Source organism: Citrobacter sp. CK198, assembly GCF_030333295.1.
Lineage (GTDB): Bacteria > Pseudomonadota > Gammaproteobacteria > Enterobacterales > Enterobacteriaceae > Citrobacter_B > Citrobacter_B koseri.
This window is the reverse complement of record NZ_JAOWGE010000034.1, coordinates 61,744-75,977: the sequence shown is the minus strand read 5'-3', so window position 1 is coordinate 75,977 and position 14,234 is coordinate 61,744. Positions and strand designations below refer to the sequence as shown.

The 14,234-nt window shown below is 57.0% G+C and carries 8 protein-coding genes; 1 reads left to right on the top strand and 7 read right to left on the bottom strand.

Annotated elements, in window-relative coordinates; genetic code table 11:
- Positions 1 to 4: 4 nt before the first annotated feature.
- The 7 genes from hisS to OGY62_RS15445 form a co-directional block, all read right to left on the bottom strand.
- A complete protein-coding gene (gene hisS / locus OGY62_RS15475) occupies positions 5 to 1,279 on the bottom strand; it encodes a histidine--tRNA ligase (RefSeq protein WP_024130119.1) in 1,275 nt (424 codons plus the stop codon).
- 109 nt (positions 1,280 to 1,388) lie between these two features.
- Entirely contained in the window at positions 1,389 to 2,507 is a 1,119-nt protein-coding gene (ispG, locus tag OGY62_RS15470; protein WP_012131265.1) for a flavodoxin-dependent (E)-4-hydroxy-3-methylbut-2-enyl-diphosphate synthase, read from the bottom strand.
- 26 nt (positions 2,508 to 2,533) lie between these two features.
- The gene (gene rodZ, locus OGY62_RS15465; RefSeq protein WP_115608968.1) at positions 2,534 to 3,547 is read right to left on the bottom strand and encodes a cytoskeleton protein RodZ; all 1,014 of its coding nucleotides are present in this window, start codon (positions 3,545 to 3,547) and stop codon (positions 2,534 to 2,536) included.
- 290 nt (positions 3,548 to 3,837) lie between these two features.
- Positions 3,838 to 5,004, bottom strand: a complete 1,167-nt coding sequence (gene rlmN / locus OGY62_RS15460) for a dual-specificity RNA methyltransferase RlmN (RefSeq protein WP_012131263.1) — start codon at positions 5,002 to 5,004, stop codon at positions 3,838 to 3,840.
- A 285-nt stretch (positions 5,005 to 5,289) separates the two neighbouring features.
- Positions 5,290 to 5,721, bottom strand: coding sequence for a nucleoside-diphosphate kinase (gene ndk, locus OGY62_RS15455; protein ID WP_012131261.1), 432 nt, complete (start codon positions 5,719 to 5,721; stop codon positions 5,290 to 5,292).
- 148 nt (positions 5,722 to 5,869) lie between these two features.
- Positions 5,870 to 8,182 carry a peptidoglycan glycosyltransferase PbpC gene (pbpC, locus tag OGY62_RS15450; RefSeq protein ID WP_286460264.1) on the bottom strand — a complete coding sequence of 771 codons (2,313 nt, stop codon included), beginning with the start codon at positions 8,180 to 8,182 and terminating at the stop codon, positions 5,870 to 5,872.
- Positions 8,183 to 13,117, bottom strand: a complete 4,935-nt coding sequence (locus tag OGY62_RS15445; RefSeq protein WP_286460263.1) for an alpha-2-macroglobulin family protein — start codon at positions 13,115 to 13,117, stop codon at positions 8,183 to 8,185.
- Positions 13,118 to 13,327: 210 nt separating this feature from the next.
- Between OGY62_RS15445 and sseA the strand changes: the two genes are divergently transcribed.
- Positions 13,328 to 14,170, top strand: a complete 843-nt coding sequence (gene sseA, locus OGY62_RS15440; RefSeq protein ID WP_286460262.1) for a 3-mercaptopyruvate sulfurtransferase — start codon at positions 13,328 to 13,330, stop codon at positions 14,168 to 14,170.
- The last annotated feature ends 64 nt before the right edge of the window (positions 14,171 to 14,234 follow it).

Sequence of the window (14,234 nt, the reverse complement as noted above, 5' to 3'; positions counted from 1 at the left end):
CTCCTTAACCCAATAACGTGCGCAAATGTGCGGTCACACTATCCTGTGCGACTGCCGTTTGCTCACCAGAGCGTAAATCCTTCACTACAACGGTGCCGTCAGCCACTTCGGACTCACCCAGCACCAGTGCAACGCGGGCGCCCCATTTATCGGCACGGGCAAACTGTTTCTTAAAGTTGCCGCCGCCGTGGTTAGTCATCAGTTTCACGCCCGGATTTTCATCACGCAGGCGCTCCGCCAGTGTCATCGCCGCAGACTGCGTATCCGCGCCTGAGGCTACCAGGTATATATCGACAACAGGATCGGCATTAAATTCCAGATTAACTGCCTGAACTAACAAAACAAGTCGTTCCAGACCCATCGCAAAGCCCACCGCCGGGGTTGCGCGACCGCCAAGTTGCTCCACCAGACCGTCATAACGACCGCCGGCGCACACTGTGCCCTGAGAACCCAGACTGTTGGTTACCCATTCAAATACGGTGCGGTTGTAGTAATCAAGGCCGCGAACCAGACGCTGGTTGACGGTGTAAGCGATACCCGCCGCTTCCAGCAGTTTGCACAGACCGGCAAAGTGCTCGCGGGAGTCGTCATCCAGATAGTCGCCCAGAGCAGGCGCATCGTTGAGCAGCGCCTGAACGTCCGGGTTCTTGGAATCCAGCACGCGCAGTGGGTTGGTGTACATGCGGCGTTTGCAGTCTTCGTCCAGCTTCTCTTTATGCTGTTCAAGGTATGCCACCAGCGCATCACGATAGTTGGCGCGCGCGTCAAGCGAACCGATGGAGTTCAGCTCCAGATTCACATGTTCAGCAATACCCAACGCACGCCACCAGCGCGCGGTCAGCAGAATCAGCTCCGCATCAATATCCGGCCCTTGCAGACCGAAGGCTTCGACACCCAACTGATGGAACTGACGATAACGCCCTTTCTGCGGACGCTCGTGGCGGAACATCGGCCCGATATACCACAAGCGCTGTTCCTGATTGTACAGGAGACCATGTTCGATACCGGCGCGTACGCAACCCGCCGTCCCTTCAGGACGCAACGTCAGGCTGTCGCCATTACGATCCTCAAAGGTGTACATCTCTTTTTCAACCACGTCAGTGACTTCACCGATAGCGCGTTTGAATAACGGGGTCTGCTCTACAATCGGCAAACGGATTTCACTGTAACCGTAGCTGCCGAGCACGTTTTTGAGTGTGCCTTCAATGCGCTGCCAGATGGCGGTTTCGCCAGGCAGATAATCGTTCATGCCGCGAATGGCTTGAATGTTTTTTGCCACGTTTATTCTCTTTCTGAATATAAAAATGAACCCTCAGCGCTTCCCAAACGATACGGGAGCCATGCGGGTTCAATCATACACGGGAAGCGCGCCGCTTCCCATCGCGTTATTATTTTTCAACCTGCTGCACGTCGATTCGACGCGCTTCGTCCATAATGCTGGCCTTCGCGCGGATACGGGCTTCAAGCTGCGTAATCATATCATCGTTGTCGAGTCTGTCTTTACGCACGCCGTCTTCATACAGGCCGCTTTTTTTGTTGCCGCCCGTTACGCCCAGCGTCGAAACCAGCGCTTCGCCCGGCCCGTTCACCACACAGCCGATGATGGAAACGTCCATTGGCGTGATGATGTCTTCAAGGCGTTGTTCCAGCGCGTTGACCGTGCCGATGACGTCGAACTCCTGACGGGAACAGGTTGGGCAAGCGATAAAGTTGATCCCACGCGCACGAATGCGCAGCGATTTCAGAATATCGAAGCCCACTTTAATTTCTTCTACCGGATCGGCCGCCAGAGAGACGCGCAGCGTATCGCCAATGCCTTCCGACAGCAGTAAACCGAGGCCAATCGCCGATTTCACCGCGCCGCTGCGCGCGCCGCCCGCTTCGGTGATCCCAAGATGCAACGGTTGTTCGATCTGTTTCGCCAACAGACGATAGGATTCTACCGCGAGGAAAACATCCGAGGCTTTCACGCTGACTTTAAACTGATCGAAGTTCAGGCGATCGAGATGATCCACATGGCGCATCGCCGATTCCAGCAACGCCTGCGGCGTCGGCTCACCGTATTTTTCCTGTAGATCTTTTTCCAGCGATCCGGCGTTTACGCCGATACGGATAGGGATATTTTTATCGCGGGCGCAGTCGACAACGGTACGAATACGCTCTTCGTTACCGATGTTGCCTGGGTTGATTCGCAGGCAATCCACGCCATATTCCGCCACTTTCAGCGCAATGCGATAGTCAAAGTGGATATCAGCAACCAGCGGGACATTAACCTGCTGCTTGATAAGCTTAAACGCCTCTGCGGCATCCATTGTCGGCACGGAGACGCGGACGATATCCGCGCCAACACGTTCCAGCGCTTTAATTTGATTGACCGTCGCTTCCACATCCGTCGTGCGCGTATTGGTCATTGACTGTACGGCGATGGGGGCGCCATCGCCAATCGGCACATTCCCAACGTAAATACGTTTCGATTTTCTACGTTGAATTGGAGCCTGGTTATGCATGAAAAATCTCCCGCGTTGCCCGTCTGTTACTGCGCCGGTGATTGTTCGGCATTAAGGGTCAGACGCGCAACCTGGTTAGTTCTGATAAAACGGCTCAGATCGACAGGTTTTCCTTGATACTGGATCTGTACCGCAGCCGGGGCGCCAATTTTAAGCTTATAAGGCGCCTGACCGGTTAGGTTTAAATTGCCATCTTTACGCTGCATTCCGCTAAACAGTTTTTTACCTGTCGCATCGGTGACTTCCAGCCAGCAATCGGCGGTAAAGTTCATCACCAGCGCGTTCTGATCGACCGCTGACGTAGCCACGCCCGCCTGATCGGTCGGCAATGACGCCGCATCACCCGGCGCGGCAGGCGCCGTGGTTGCGGTATCCACATTCGCCTGAGAAGGCGCAACGACCGCATTCTGCTGAGCGTCTGCGGCAGGCGCCGTGGTCGTCGCGGACGCATCCGGCGTCTGCGGCACGGCGTTTGTCGCCGTAGAGTCAACAGGCGCAGTTGGCGCTGGCGTCGAATCCTGGCTTGCGGCTTCGCTGGTGTCCAGCGGTACGCTCTGGGCGCTATCGCCGCCGGCATTCAGTTCAGCAGAGGATTGATCGACCATCGTGGTGAGTTCTTCCTGCTGCGCCTTATGGTTTTGCCACCACCAGGCCCCCGTCAGGCCAACCACCACAAACAGCACCAGCCAGGTGAACGTCATCAACCAGCCATCGCGCTTTTTACGACGCTTACCTAAAGAGAAGCTCTGCATTGGCGCGACTTTGGAAGGACGAACCGGCGCCTGTTTTTCCAGACCGGGCAGCAGTTCTTCTTCAGGGATGTGCACCAGACGCGCATAAGAGCGGATATACCCGCGCAAAAACGTTGAAGCGAGATCGGCCGGGGCCTTATCTTCTTCAATATCGCGTACCGTGGAAACCTTCAGGCAAAGTCGCTCTGCAACCGCCTGCTGGCTGAGTCCGAGTTGTTCACGGGCATTGCGCAGACGAACGCCGGTGGATTGTGCTTCATTTTGGTCGTGCGTGGCTTCAGTATTCATTCGCTACAGCTGCTGGTACGTAAATTGGGGTTCAGGCGCCGGTGAGACACAATGCCCACCCGCACCGCGAAACATCTGGTCAGTTAACCTTAGTTGGACAGTATAAGACTGTCAGGCTACTTATGACAAAACAGCTTAATCCTTAAGGCTAAACTATTGTTGCACCGCTACATACTGCCCTAAAGTTGACAAAAACGCACCGTTAATATTGACCAGATAAGTACAACTTGAGGCATCATTCAACCAACATTGCGCCACTGTACACAAAACACACAATGGCGCAAGCCGTATCAGACCGCCTTAATGTCGATAGCCTCACCTTGCATACGCTTACGCAGAGTACGTTTGGTACGGTCAATCACATCCCCGGCAAGCTGACCACAAGCGGCATCGATATCATCGCCGCGTGTTTTACGCACAATGGTCGTGAAACCATAGCTCATCAACACTTTAGAAAAACGATCGATGCGGCTGTTGGAACTCCGGCCATACGGCGCGCCCGGGAACGGGTTCCACGGAATCAGGTTAATCTTACACGGCGTATCTTTCAGCAGTTCCGCCAGCTGATGCGCATGTTCCGTTCCATCGTTGATGTGGTCCAGCATGACGTATTCAATTGTGACGCGTCCCTGATTCGCATTGGATTTCTGCAAATAACGGCGAACCGCGTCGAGGAACGTTTCGATGTTGTACTTTCTGTTGATCGGTACAATTTCATCGCGAATTTCATCGTTCGGCGCATGCAAAGAGATCGCCAGCGCAACGTCAATCATGTCGCCCAGTTTATCCAGAGCCGGAACAACGCCTGACGTCGACAGCGTAACCCGGCGTTTAGACAGACCGAAACCGAAATCATCCAGCATGATTTCCATCGCCGGTACAACGTTGGTCAGGTTCAGCAGCGGTTCACCCATGCCCATCATCACCACGTTGGTGATCGGGCGTTGCCCGGTGACTTTCGCCGCGCCGACGATTTTCGCCGCACGCCACACCTGGCCGATAATTTCAGAGACGCGCAGGTTACGGTTAAAGCCCTGCTGCGCAGTTGAGCAGAATTTACACTCCAGCGCGCAACCAACCTGTGAAGAGACGCACAGCGTGGCGCGATCGTCTTCCGGGATGTAGACCGTTTCCACGCGCTGATCGCCAACGGCAATCGCCCATTTGATGGTGCCATCTGAAGAACGCTGTTCTTCCACCACCTCTGGCGCGCGGATTTCCGCCACCTCTTTCAGTTTGCCACGTAACACTTTGTTGATGTCGGTCATCTCATCAAAGTTATCGCTGCAATAGTGGTACATCCACTTCATCACCTGATCGGCGCGGAAGGGTTTTTCACCTAATTCTTTAAAAAACTCCCGCATCTGCTGACGGTTCAGATCCAGCAGGTTAATTTTTCCATTTTTATCAGGAACAACCGGGGTGATGATTTCAGACGTGACAATTTGTTCAGACATATTCTATTCCGGCCTCGTTATTACACGTTATGGCCCCTGGAGGGTTGAAAAAAGAAGCGCCCCAGTGAGCGGTGCTCGTCCTGGGGCGCTGCATTGTACAAATTCTATCGCAAGGATGCCACGCCTGCGCGGGACATTAGCGAAAATAATGTGTAAAGGCAGAGCAGCGTCGTAGACCTGATAAGTCGTAGGCCGGATAAGCATCAGCGCCATCCGGCATTGCGCGACTGCCTGATGGCGACGCAGATGCGTCTTATCCGGCCTACATACTACATCACTGATTTATTAACGAGTGCGCGGGCACACTTCGCCTTCACCAAAGAAATAGGCGATTTCACGCTGAGCGGATTCCAGAGAATCTGAACCGTGGGTGCCGTTTTCGGTGAAGCTGTCCGCGTAGTCGGCACGCAGGGTGCCCGCCAGCGCGTTAGCCGGGTTGGTTGCGCCCAGCAGGTCGCGGTGACGCTGCACGGCATTTTCGCTTTCCAGTACGGAAACCACGATCGGGCCAGAGGTCATGAACTCGACCAGGCCGTCGAAGAACGGCTTACCATCGTGCTCGGCATAGAAACCGCGCGCCTGCTCAACGGTCAGGTGCAGCATTTTCGTACCGACAATTTTGAACCCTGCTGCTTCAAAGCGCGCAAAGATGTTGCCAATAACGTTTTTTGCCACCGCATTTGGTTTGATGATGGAAAAAGTACGTTCAATCGCCATGATTACCTCTGTAATGTGTTCTGCTGTTGTATATATGCTTGTACGACCTGGCGCGGATTATAAAGAGCATCCGGGTTATTGCCTATGGATGAAGGTAACATTTTTTTAAAATAAGATGAGTATTAGCAACAAACTGTTGCTATCAGGTCTATTGCAGAATAAATCGCAGCGCAGAAATCTGTCCAGCAGCATCCATAACCAGTAATTGATACTCACCTTTTTCGGCAAGATGTAACGTAATATTCCGCTCGCGTTCTCCCAACGGCTCACCATTGAGGAACCACCAGCGCGCCCCCGCGCCACCACTGCTCTGAATCGATAAATCCACCCCGGAAGCGCCGGGTAACCGTTTCACTATCGCGCCATCACGCACGCCCGTTAACTGTAGAGGTAAAGGCGCATTCTGCCCCAGCGGCGGGCAGGCCGTCGAAGCCGTCGGCAGTCGCGCAGCGCGGCGTTCAGCAGCGGGCAACCAGGGCTCCAGCGGCAACGGCCAGACAATCAACGTCTGCTCCCGCGCCTGGGCGCAATCGGCGGCGACGCGTTTTCCGTCATTATCCAGCCAGACAGGAAAACGAATGCCGCTAATCCCTTCCTGTTCAGGTAACAGCAGCGTCGGCGGTTGGCTGTTTTCCAGCAGCCAGGTCGCCAGTCGACGGCGGCAGTTATTGTCTCCCGCCGAAAGCGCCTGTCCGCCCGGCCAGCAGATAACGCCCCGGCTCACCGACGCCGGACGCGGATCTTCAGGCTGCGTCGCGGCGCGCGCCATCAGCATATTATTCACCTGATTAAGCAGCGGCACCGCGCTGGCAAAACCAAACTGTCCGGCAACGGGTGTGCCGTCGGGCCTGCCCGTCCAGATGCCAGTCACGTAGCGGGAGCTAACACCTATCGCCCACGCGTCGCGATAGCCATAGCTGGTGCCAGTTTTCCAGGCGAGCGGCACTACGCGCGGCAGGGCGCTATCCGGCAACGGCTGCGCTTCATCGGCCATCACCCGCCGGATGATCCACGCCGCACCCGGCGACATCAGCGGACGCTCCTGCAACGAATCCCCGGGCTGCAAGCGCAATGTTGCCGCCTTGCCATGACGGGCAAACGCGCTGTATGCCGCCACCATCTCGTCAAGCCTTGCGCCCGCGCCGCCCAGAATCAGGGAAAGATTAGGGGCCGCGCCCGCAGGCAGATACAGCGGCAGGCCAACGTTACGCAGTTTTGCCGCAAAACGTTTTGGGCCATATGCTTCCAGCACCTGTACCGCAGGCAAATTTAACGAACGAACCAGCGCTTCGCTCATGCTGACGGGGCCATGAAACCCGCTGTCAAAGTTTCCCGGACGATAATCGCCGGTACGGCGCGGCACATCCTGTAACAGCGAGGCGGGATGGATCAACCCGTCATCCAGCGCCAGCCCATAGACAAAGGGTTTAAGCACCGATCCCGGCGATCGGATCGCAGTGACCATATCCACATGACCAAAACGACTGTCATCATTCATATCCACCGATCCAACCCAACCACGCACGCTCATATCGGTATGATCGACAACGATCATCGCCAGCGAACTGCGCGCCGGAAGCCGTCCCTTCCAGTTTTGCGCCAGTTCTTCAAGCTGACGCTGCAACCCGGCATCCAGCGTAGTGACGATTTTGTCACTGTTGCTTTTGCCCAGCATCATGCGTGAGAACAGCGGCGCCAGTTGCGGCATTTGTCGGGGCGCCAGCCAGACGGGTTCTTCGCGGGCCTCCTGAACATGCCGGGCCGACCATACGCCCTGCGCCGCCATCCGCTCCAGCACTTTATTGCGCGCCGCTTGCGCGCGTTCCGGCCAGCGATCGGGACGCAAGCGGCTCGGCGCCTGCGGTAAAACCGCCAGCAACGCCGCTTCCGAATAGCTCAGTTGCGCCGGTGGTTTACCCAGATAAGCCCAACTGGCGGCGCCGATGCCCTGCAACGTTCCGCCAAACGGCGCACGGTTCAGATACAGCGTCAGAATATCGCGCTTGGACAGGTGCCACTCCAGCTGGAGCGCGCGCCAGAGCTGGCGAAATTTACCGCCAAAGGTTCGCGGATGCGGGTCCAGCAATCGCGCCACCTGCATGGTCAACGTACTGCCGCCGGAAATCACGCGTCCTGACGACAGATCCTGCCAGGCGGCACGCAGTACCGAAAACGGATTCACGCCCGGATGCTGCCAGAACCAGCGGTCCTCGTAATTGATTAACGCGTCAAGATAGCGGGGAGAAACGTCTTCAATCGTCACGGGATAGCGCCAGATCCCCTCCGCATCGGCAAAGCGCCACAGCGGTGTGCCGTCATGCGCCACCACCACCCGTGCCGGATTGACCTCATGCAGCGGCAGCGGCCAGATTTTGTCCGCCGCCCAGACTGTCAGAATCATCAGAAATGGAGCGATGGCCAGCCAGCGCCAGCCACCGCGTAGACTGCGCAGGACGATCATTTATGGCGTGACAATCAAAAGCCCCTCGGTTGATCCCGTCGCCCGCCACTGTGGAACATACATTGACTCCACCTGCGGGACAGGAACCTGATAGGTTCCCGGCGTCACCGCGCGCGCCAGATATACCAGCGTCACCGGCTGCCCCTGGTTAACCGCCACCGCCGCGACAAAGCGATCGTCACGGAATTCCATATGCTGAATATCCGCCTGCTGCATCTGATTTAACAGGTTTTGCACTTCACTGCCGCTGTCTTGCAGGCTGGCGCTGCTGTTTGCCAGGTTCTGGTTTTCCAGCTCCAGACCGGCAGGCAGCAGGTCGACCACCAGCGCGTCTGGCACGTTTTGACTCGCTTTCACTTCGAGCCAGACCAGCACCAGTTCACCGCTGCGCAGGGAACTGAGCGATTTACTCTGACCATCGGTTCCCAGAATCTGGCGCTCGATGTGCAACACATTGCTGGCAGGTACGGGCGCCGTTTGCGGGTATCCGCTGCTGTCCAGACGCAGCCACAGCGGTTGGTCGCCGCTGTTGGTCACCTGCAACGCGGAAAGCCGATCGGCATCCAGATTACGCGTTTGCGCTTTATCGCCCGTCAACGGCTGGTCAGCGAGCGAGGTCTGCGCCTGCCATGTCCCCGGCAGATCCTGTAGCGTGCGCGCAGCAAGGAACAGCGCATTACTCTCCTGCGTCGAAAGCCAGCGCTGACCAAATGCCTGTTCAGAAAGCGTCGTCAGCAGCGTATTTTGCGCCTCGGGTTGCAGTTTATTTTCTTCCAGCAGCGACAGCATGAGCGCGTTATCACGCAACGGGCTACCGTAATCCGCCATCCATTGCTGCGCGTCACGGCGCGGCGTGTTCAGAGCCAGCGTCAACGCCTGTTCACTGCGGCTGGCATCGCCCATATTTTTCAGCGCAATGCCCAGTTGCAGAAGCGGCAAGCCCGACGCGGCCTGACTCCGGCGTTCCCAGATTTCACGCAGCGCGCCAAGCGGCGCTTTTTGCTGACGCGCCAGCACCAGTCCCGCATACGCCTGAACGGCAAATTTGCTGGCCTGGGTATCGTCGCTATAGCGCACCGACATCATGCCCGGGTCCTGCAAATAGCGCAGCAGGCGTTCATTTCCCCGGTTAATCGCATCGGCCGGAACGCTGTACCCTTGCTCGCCAGCGCGCACGAGGAAATCCATCGCGTATGCGGTAAGCCAGTATTCTTCCGGCCCGTTGTTATCCCACAGGGCAAAACCGCCGTTATCACGCTGCATTTGCAGCATCCGGGAGATCCCCGTGTCGACTGCCGCACGGCGTTTTTCATCAGTATCGCCCGCGATCCCCAACGCCTTCAGTTGCGCCGCGTTGGTATAGAGCGACGGGAACAGGCCGCTGGCGGTTTGCTCCAGACAACCATACGGATAAGCCTTCAGCTCCCGAATATAGCGCGCCAGGTTCAGCGGCGGTTTGCCGCTAAGCAACAGCTGCCCCTGCAACGTTACCGGCGAGAAGTTCTCCAGATTTTGGGCGGGCGCATGCCAGGTTTCCCCCGCCTGAAGCACCGTTCCGCTATTTACCGTCTGCGCAGGCCAGGCCGGACGCACGCCAATTTTCCACTGCTTATGCTGAGCGGGAAGCGTCTCGCCAGGCAGGTTCAGGCCGGTCAGCGTGGCCTGCAATTCTCCCTCGCCAAACCCTTCTTTTGCGCGTACCGGGATAAACAAGGTCGTACGCACGCCCGGCGCCAGGTTTACCGGAGCAGGTTGCTGACTCACCAGTTCCAGTAACCCACTGGCGGCGAGTTCAATCGTCAACGTCTGCGGTTTGTCTGTCAGGTTAGTGACATCCAGCGTCAGGCGCGAAGTATCGCCGCCCGCCATAAAGCGCGGCTGATTCAGTTCCGCAATCACCGGAGCGGCAACAATCACCTTGCTTTCACTGCTGCCGAAGTCCTCTGCCGTCCATGCCTGGGCCATAACGCGTAACTCGCCGTTAAAATCACCAATCGGCAACGTAACGGAACCTTCGCCCTGCTCATTGAGCGTGACCGGCAGCGCCTGCTGCGCCACGATGTTGACATGGTTGACCGGCGGTTTGCCGCCGCGTTTGAGTTCATCGCCGTCGCCGCCAAAACGCAGCGTCGCCAGGCGTCCCTGCCCTTCAATCACCTGACCGTAGATATCATAAATATCCGCGCCATAGCGTTTTTGCCCGAAGAATGCCAGCCACGGATCTGGCGTAACGTAATCGGTGATATTCAACACTCCGCTGTCCACCGCAGAGAGCAGTACGTTGATCTGTTTTGGCGTTTCGCCATGTTTAGCACTGGCTTTGACGTTCACCGTCAGCGGCTGGTTTGGACGTATTTTAGCCGGGCTTTCCAGCGTCAGATCCAGACGACGATTTTCATCCCCCAACGGCAGGTGCAGCAGCCCAACCGCGCGTTTCGGCGTCGCTGAACGCGACTTATCGCCCGGACGCACAACCAGCGCGCTCAGGTAGAGATCGTGTCGATTCCAGGCTTTATCGACGGGAATCGACAGGTCGAGGCCCTCGGCAGGTACATCTATTTCCTGCCACCAGAGCGGGCCGTCGCTTGATTCCACCATCGCGTAGCCTTTACCCGCCACCGGCGCGGCGACATGCAGTTTGATGGTGTCCCCAGGACGATAGGTGGGTTTATCCAGCTTCAGGGTGACGCGATCCGGGCGCGCCGCGCCGCTGCCGTCGCTGTTATCCTGCCAGCTGTAACCTGCCCAGAAGCGCACGCTGCTGATCGCATCATTCGGGGCTTTCACTTCGAGACGATACGATCCCCAGTCAACCGGGAAGCTCACTTTGCCCGTTTCATCGGCGCTGAGATCCAGCGTCTGCTCCCCTTCAACCAGATCTTTTTGATCAAACTGCGACTGCCAGCCTTCGCTTTCCGACCAGTTCCAGTAGTAATCGCGCCGTTCACGGATAAAACGAACCTGCAAACCCGAAGCGGCTTTTTTATTGCCTTGCGCATCGGCGTAGACAATATCAAAGGCGGCGTTACCGCCCTCATCCACGATGGGTTGGTTAACCGTGGCGTCAGTACGATAGTCATACACCGCTTTAGAGGCGAATTGCGGACGAATACCCGGCAAGGTATCGGCAGGCCAGATAGCCTGTTCCGCACGGCGAGTGACCGGGCGACCGCCTGATTCCAGCAGGCTTGCTTGTAGGATCACCTGTAACGGCGAATGCGCTTCCTGCCACTGGCTGTTGGCGGAGACGTCGCCACGGCCATTTTCATCCAGCGTAAGCTGGACTTCGTCCAGGCTGCGGGAAAGGTTTTCTTCCGCAATATCGCCAAACTGGAAGCCTGGCAGCGCCTGTACCGCTTCACGCTGCGGGCGCAGGAAGAGTTGCCCCTGTAACGTGTTGCCATTGGCAGGCGCTCCGTACAGGTAGTAACCAACAACGGAGAACGTCACCTCTTCCGACGGGGCTAACGGCGTTTTCTGCGTGCTGAGATTAAGCGCCATTCGCTCCGGCATAAAATCTTCGACATGGAAATCCCACATCCGGGGCTGGTTATCGCCCGTGTTCGCGCGGATGTGCCACATACCGGTTGGCGCACCGCTATCCAGCGGATACGTAAAGCGGTATAACCCGTTTTCAGGCTGGCTGACAACGGTGCGCAGCACCTGGCCGTCCGGCTTTACCACTTCCAGTTTGACGGGCTGATCGGGCAAGGTTTTACCGTCGCTGTCGCGCAGCAGTCCGTTGAGGATCACCGTTTCTCCAGGACGATACAGATCGCGCGGGCCGAACATAAAGAACTGCTTGCTGTAGCCCGACGCGCCCGCAATCGCGAACTCCGCCAGATCCAGCGCGGGCAGTTTCAGATCCAGCAGCGTGGTTTGTCCGTCTTTTCGCGCCAGCAACAGCGCCGCCTGCTGACTATTTTCCAGTTGTACATGCCCCTGCGCATCGCTGGCGGCTTGCGCCAGCGTCTGACCTTTCTCATCAAGCAGAGCAACCTCAACCCCCTGCTGCGCCGCGCCGTTTTCCAGACTCTGCGTAAAGATATCAAGGCGATTGTGATAACGGTGGGCGGAAACGCCAATGTCGCTGAGGGTAAAGAGCGTGGCAGGATTACTGTAGTTGTAATGTCCGGCCTGATTCATTACCGCAATGTACACGCCCGCCTGTTGCAGGGGCTTAATGTCACTCAGCGGCAGCAGGCGTTTTTCACGCGTATTACGCGCAGGATTGAGATCAAAACGCCCGGTATAGACCAGATCCGCCATTTTGAGCAGGTTGTCAGATTCCCAGTTCGAAAGAGCATTGCGGTATTCCCACTGGCTGACGAATGCCGCCAGCGACTCAGGCTTCACGCTAAAGAAGTTTACATCCACGTCGTTCACGTTCAGCGCCATGACCGGCAAGCCTTCCACCACTTTTCCCGGCAGCAGCGAGCCACGGCTGGTAAAGCCGACGCTCGGCTGAACGTCCCGCGTGGTAATGGTTTTTTCATACGCGCGGCCAAAGGCGGTTTTATTCAGCGCCGTTAAATCACGTTCAACGGACACCACCAGATCGCGGTTGGGTTCCAGGTGGCGCAAGCGCAGCTCTTTCAGATTCGGCGACAGCTCCCAGGCGCCATCAACCTTGCCGCTTTTTTTATCGACCACATGTACGGTGCGGGCAAAATCTTGTTCAGGATCTAACGGAATGGAGAACGTCAGCACCAGCGTCGCCGCGCCGTCCAACTGGACTTCGGAGGCGTCCAGCAGCGTCAGTTCTTTACCTTCGCTCTGTTGCGCCAGCTTTTGCAGTTGTGCCGGATCTTTCGTCGGAGCGGATTGCGCGGCGGGCGTCTCATCGTTTTTCACCGCCGTTGGCGCGTTATCGTTGTTATCGCACCCCACCAACGCCAGCATGAGCATGCAAGCGGCTACGCGTATGTGTTTCATTCTTTCATCCCTGGCCACAGTGGCCCGTTAGCAACGTAGAGTAACTATTATGCGTGAGATTTCCCGTTGTGAAAGCCAGTATTCGTTATATAAGTTCTGATTTTTTCATCAGAAATGTGGTTTCACCAGCCAAATCAGCCTCTTTTACTTGTCCCTTTGCGGTAAACGTCCGACAATTTGGCATTATTATGGCAAAAGATGGAGACGCCTATGTCCACCTCCTGGTTTGTCGCCGCCGACTGGCTGGCAGAGCATATCGACGATCCGCAAATTCAAATTATCGACGCCCGCATGGCGCCTCCCGGACAGGAAGACAGGGATGTTACGGGTGAATATCGTTCAGGCCACATCCCCGGAGCACTCTTTTTCGATATTGAAGCGCTCTCCGATCACACCTCGCCGCTGCCGCACATGATGCCGCGCCCGGAAGCCTTCGCAGTGGCGATGCGTGAACTGGGCGTACACCAGGACAGACATCTGGTGGTCTACGATGAAGGCAACCTGTTTTCCGCCCCGCGCGCGTGGTGGATGCTGCGAACGTTTGGCGTAGAAAACGTCTCAATTCTTGCCGGTGGTCTGGCAGGCTGGCAGCGCGATGAGCTGCCGCTTCAGGAAGGCGAAGTGGAACTCCCGGAAGGGGAATTTGACGTTAAATTCACGGCGGAGAAGGTTGTGCGTCTGACCGATGTACTCCTGGCGAGCCATGAAAGAACCGCGCAAATCGTTGATGCCCGCCCGGCGCCACGGTTTAATGCCGAAGCCGATGAACCGCGTCCGGGTCTGAAGCGTGGCCATATCCCCGGCGCGTTGAACGTGCCCTGGACGGAGCTGGTGCGTGAAGGGGAGTTAAAAACGACCGATGAACTGGACGTCATTTTCTTCAGTCACGGCGTCAGTTTTGACAGACCAATTATCGCCAGCTGCGGTTCAGGTGTCACCGCAGCGGTCGTGGTGCTGGCGCTCGCCACGCTGGATGTGCCCAATGTCGCGTTGTATGACGGCGCATGGAGCGAATGGGGTGCGCGTAATGATTTACCGGTAGAACCGGCCTAACGTTTTGTAATGTGCCGGATGGCGCTTGCGCTTATCCGGCCTACCGCGCGGGTTGTCCCGGATG

Excerpts from the sequence above, each read along its gene's own strand:
- ispG (WP_012131265.1), bottom strand. The coding sequence starts at position 2,507 with ATGCATAACCAGGCTCCAATTCAACGTAGAAAATCGAAACGTATTTAC.
- rodZ (WP_115608968.1), bottom strand. The coding sequence starts at position 3,547 with ATGAATACTGAAGCCACGCACGACCAAAATGAAGCACAATCCACCGGC.
- rlmN (WP_012131263.1), bottom strand. The coding sequence starts at position 5,004 with ATGTCTGAACAAATTGTCACGTCTGAAATCATCACCCCGGTTGTTCCT.
- ndk (WP_012131261.1), bottom strand. The coding sequence starts at position 5,721 with ATGGCGATTGAACGTACTTTTTCCATCATCAAACCAAATGCGGTGGCA.
- pbpC (WP_286460264.1), bottom strand. The coding sequence starts at position 8,182 with ATGATCGTCCTGCGCAGTCTACGCGGTGGCTGGCGCTGGCTGGCCATC.
- OGY62_RS15445 (WP_286460263.1), bottom strand. The coding sequence starts at position 13,117 with ATGAAACACATACGCGTAGCCGCTTGCATGCTCATGCTGGCGTTGGTG.
- sseA (WP_286460262.1), top strand. The coding sequence starts at position 13,328 with ATGTCCACCTCCTGGTTTGTCGCCGCCGACTGGCTGGCAGAGCATATC.